The following is a 4,239-nucleotide window of genomic DNA, read 5'->3' on the forward strand; positions in this document are numbered from 1 at the left end:
GGTCCTTTAATAAAAGCGACATTATCTTTGTAGGCTGAAACAATGGTATTAGGATTTTGCTTCGCTGTTTCTTTAATAAGTTTGAAAAGTGATGTTTCTTTTTCTTCACCATCAATAACAAACGTGCCATTGAAAATTTTATGTCTGCAATGTTCAGAATTTACTTGAGAAAATCCAAATACTTCAGAATCTGTAAGTGATCGTCCTATTTTTTTAGCAACACCTTCTAAATACCCAACTTCATCTTCACTGAGCGATAAGCCTTCTTGGTCATTATATTTAGAAATATCATCAATGTTTTGAATCGCTTCAGGTTGGGTATCGATTTTGAAAATATCTTGATTTAGATCATTATATTTTTCAGAAATCATTGGATCGAAATCTTTAAAATTTTCTGAAATACTATTGAATTCTTCAATTCTTTTAATATCCGAAATCCCCATATTCTCAGTAATTTCAACAGCATTTGTACTCCAAGGAGTAATCATTGCAGCTCTTGGTCCAACAAAAAAAGTATCTAATGATGCTTGTTCAATTTTTGGCTGATTGCCAAATAACCATATCAGTTTAGAGATGGTTTCTGTTGATAATTCTTTTGTTACTTGAACAGCAAAAATTTTACTGTTTTGGTTTCCGAAGAAATGAATCATTTATATGAGATATTTGAAGTGAAAATTAAACGACAAAGTTAATTCATTTTGCGATAATTGCTAAAAGAATTAAATCTGAAATAGTGAAGTATTCAACAAGTTTTAAACAAAAAAAAGCAGCTTTAAAAGCTGCTTTTCTAATTATTGAATTATTAATTTTTTTGTCAGTATTTTATCTTTTTGAATGAACTTAAAAAGATAGAGACCTGTTTTTAATGAACTTATATTAAGTGGTAAAGATGTATTCACTTTTCTGATAAAAACACGTTTGCCTAATATGTCGTATATCTCTATTCTAGTTTCTAAGTTATTAGATATGGTAATATTAACTATGTCTTTGGCAGGATTAGGTGAAATATTAAAAGTTGATACTAATTGAGTATCATCTAAACTTAGAATTCCCCAAAGATCTTCGGGTTCATCATCACCTCCCCAAATAATTTTAGCGAGATATGGATTATCTACAAATGGATTACGATTCCCGTATATTCCTTCTAGATGGTTATTTCTATTGTTTTCGATATCAGACACTGGGTCAATAGCATTCCACTCTAAATAAATTTGTAGCATTTCTGTACTGCCTTCTTTTGCACCAAGACCATTTAAATCTGGCAAGCATCTATCTCCATAACGAACATACATATACATCATAGTTCGTGCTACGTCTCCAAGCCATTCATCGCCAGGATACCATTCACCACTCCCTACACCACCAGAATTTCCTGAACCTCCACCGAATTTTTTACTTCCTCTTGAACCATTTCGTTGAACATCGGTAGCTCTAAGATTATAAGGATCTGCCACAATACCAGTAAATGAATTACTCGTAGATCCCATTCCTGGGTTTGCATTAGATCTTGCAAAAACATGCTCTCTGTTGTATTCGCAATTATCTCCTCCGAAATTGTCTTTATCTCTAATTCTTCTGTCTGTAATACCACTAGAGCAGCTAATCTCATTATTAAAACCATAGAGTAAAAGTACATTTGCAGAATTGGTAGGATCTAAATCCATTATTTTAAAATCATCTCTTACGTCTCCATAAGTGTAGGTATCAAAATTTGTATAGTTACTTATTTTTGTCTGAAGTGCATCATACATATTTTGAGCAGTAAGGGTAAAGTCTAAGTTGTTTTGCCCATTACTATAATATGCTTGTTGAGAAAAGCAGTTAAGGGTAAATACAAAAAGTAAAAATGTGTATAGGTGTCTCATATAATACTATTTTAATTTAGGTTATTTTCTTTTTAATAAAGCCATATAAAATCCGTCAAAGCCAGACTTATAGGCTAGAACTTTCTTGTCTTTTACGAAAGTGAAATCTTGTCCTGTTTCAGATTTCAAGAATTTATCAACTTGTTTCTGGTTTTCAGAGGGTAATACTGAACACGTCGCATAAACCATTTTACCACCAGACTTTACCATTTTAGAGTATTGTTCTAAAACTTCTAATTGTGTTTTCTTAATATTCTCAATAAATTCTGGTTGTAATTTCCATTTGGCGTCTGGGTTTCTTCTTAAAACCCCTAAGCCAGAACATGGTGCATCTATTAATAAACGATCTACTTTACCATGTAATTTCTTAATAGGTTTTGTAGAATCTATAACTTTCAGTTCAATATTATGAACACCATTACGACGTGCTCTAATTTTGAGTTTTTTCAATTTACTTTCGTAAATATCCATGGCAATGATTTGCCCTTTGTTTTCCATGAGAGATGCTAAATGTAACGTTTTACCACCTGCACCAGCACATACATCTACAACTTTCATCCCTGGTTTTACATCTAAATAATCAGCAACGAGTTGCGAAGATGCATCTTGTACCTCAAACCATCCGTTTTTAAACGCTTCTGTTACAAAAACGTTTGCACGTTCTTTTAACTTTAAAGCCGAAGGATGATCTGGTAAAGTATCCGTTTCAATATCTTCGGATTGTAACTTAAGTTGTAAGTCTTCTTTGTTAGTTTTTAGTGTATTAACTCTAAGAATTACATCTGCTTGCTCGTTTTGCATAGCCAATTCTTTAGTCCACTCAGCTTCACCTAGTTCTTTTACACCTAATTCATCTATCCAATCTGGTATAGACTCTTTGTATTTTCTGATTTTTGAAAGTTCGTCAAAACGTCCTTTTATTTTTCGCGAAGGAGTGTCCTCGAAATATTTCCAATCAGGTAATTTAATACCTTTTAACGTCGCCCAAACCGCAAAAATTCTCCAAAGATTATCTCTGTGATATGGTGCCTTTACATCTGCAATTTCTGCATAAAGTCTTTGGTAGCGAACTATGCTGTATACTGTTTCTGCGACAAAGCCGCGATCTCTACTTCCCCAACGCTTATCGCGTCTAAGTAATTGTTGAATCACTTTATCAGCATATTCACCTTCATTAAAAATAAGGTGTAAGCCATCAATTACTGCAAAGCATAAGTTTCTGTGTAGTCGCATTTCAAAAAAAAGGTATAAGCATGTAAAGGTAAGGGAAAAGTTTAAAAGTAAAAGGGTTTATGCAAAAGTGTTACCTTTTAAAAAAAAACATAAAATAGCGCAAGTTTATTTTAAGTTTAGCATCTAAATACAACTAAGTAATTAAAAGCATTTTTGTCGGAAATTGAATTTATAAAAAAGTTAAAACTTAAAAGCACAAATGCTTATAGTAATCTTGTGGATGACTTTCAGCAAAAGGTGTTTGGTACTTGTATCTCTTTTGTTCCCAATAAAGAAGACGCTGAAGATATTGCTCAAGAGGTTTTTGTAGAGGTTTTTAATTCAATAGAAAAATTTAAAGGGGATTCAAAATTATCGACTTGGATTTATCGAATTACTACCAATAAATGTTTAGAGTTTATTAGAAAAAAGAATACTAAAAAGCGTTTTGCTTTTTTACAATCAATTACGTGGAATTCAATTCCTATGGATAAAACGGATTATTTTACGGAAATAAATCATCCAGGGATTTTGCTAGAAAACAAAGAGCTTAATGCGACCTTATTCAAGGCTATAAACAGTTTGCCTAATAGCCAGACTGTGGTATTTACGCTTCATAAAATAGATGGTAGGAGCTATCAAGAAGTTGCGGAAATTACAGGTAGAAGTTTATCTTCTGTGGGATCTATTATGTTTAGAGCAAAAAAAAACTTGCAGAAAATATTAGAGTATTATTATAAAAATGAACATTAGCACAAGTTTTTTAAGACTTGTGCATCTAAAGAGTTAATTATGACATCTAACTTTGAAATTAATAAAAAAGTACATGAAACTTTAGATTCAATTGAATCGATAAAGGAAGTTCAAGTATCCCCATTTTTTAAGGAAAACGTGATGCATCAAATTCGTAATACTACCGAAGATATACAGGAGGCAACTTGGTCGTGGTTTACACCCAAATTGCAGTTGGCTACTTTGGTTTGTGTAGTTGTTTTGAATGTCCTGGCGTTCAACAATTTAAAAGAAGCCACATACGATGATAATATTAACAATTTTGCAGAGTCTTATGGATTGTTAAATACAGAAACTTCAATATTAAATTAATATGAAAAAGAATTTAGTACTATATATATTACTTGTTTTTTTAATAGCAGTCAATAGT

At 31.9% G+C, this 4,239-nt stretch carries 4 protein-coding genes and 1 pseudogene; 2 read left to right on the forward strand and 3 right to left on the reverse strand.

From position 1 onward, the window contains the following. From B2U95_RS08815 to B2U95_RS08825, 3 genes and pseudogenes are all read right to left on the reverse strand, one after another. Positions 1-650, reverse strand: a pseudogene (locus B2U95_RS08815) (phosphoribosylformylglycinamidine synthase); the annotation flags it as partial. A gap of 141 nt (positions 651-791) precedes the next feature. Then, entirely contained in the window at positions 792-1,865 is a 1,074-nt protein-coding gene (locus B2U95_RS08820) for an endonuclease (RefSeq protein WP_296315142.1), read from the reverse strand. 21 nt (positions 1,866-1,886) lie between these two features. Next, a complete protein-coding gene (locus B2U95_RS08825) occupies positions 1,887-3,098 on the reverse strand; it encodes an RsmB/NOP family class I SAM-dependent RNA methyltransferase (protein ID WP_296315145.1) in 1,212 nt (403 codons plus the stop codon). A gap of 153 nt (positions 3,099-3,251) precedes the next feature. Between B2U95_RS08825 and B2U95_RS08830 the strand changes: the two genes are divergently transcribed. Both B2U95_RS08830 and B2U95_RS08835 read left to right on the forward strand, forming a co-directional pair. Continuing rightward, entirely contained in the window at positions 3,252-3,830 is a 579-nt protein-coding gene (locus B2U95_RS08830) for an RNA polymerase sigma factor (RefSeq protein WP_296315147.1), read from the forward strand. A 39-nt stretch (positions 3,831-3,869) separates the two neighbouring features. Then, positions 3,870-4,181: a hypothetical protein gene (locus B2U95_RS08835; RefSeq protein ID WP_296315149.1), complete on the forward strand. Its 312-nt coding sequence runs from the start codon at positions 3,870-3,872 to the stop codon at positions 4,179-4,181. The last annotated feature ends 58 nt before the right edge of the window (positions 4,182-4,239 follow it).

Source organism: Winogradskyella sp. UBA3174, assembly GCF_002364335.1.
Taxonomy (GTDB): Bacteria; Bacteroidota; Bacteroidia; order Flavobacteriales; family Flavobacteriaceae; genus Winogradskyella.

Excerpts from the sequence above, each read along its gene's own strand:
- B2U95_RS08820 (WP_296315142.1), bottom strand. The coding sequence starts at position 1,865 with ATGAGACACCTATACACATTTTTACTTTTTGTATTTACCCTTAACTGC.
- B2U95_RS08825 (WP_296315145.1), bottom strand. The coding sequence starts at position 3,098 with ATGCGACTACACAGAAACTTATGCTTTGCAGTAATTGATGGCTTACAC.
- B2U95_RS08835 (WP_296315149.1), top strand. The coding sequence starts at position 3,870 with ATGACATCTAACTTTGAAATTAATAAAAAAGTACATGAAACTTTAGAT.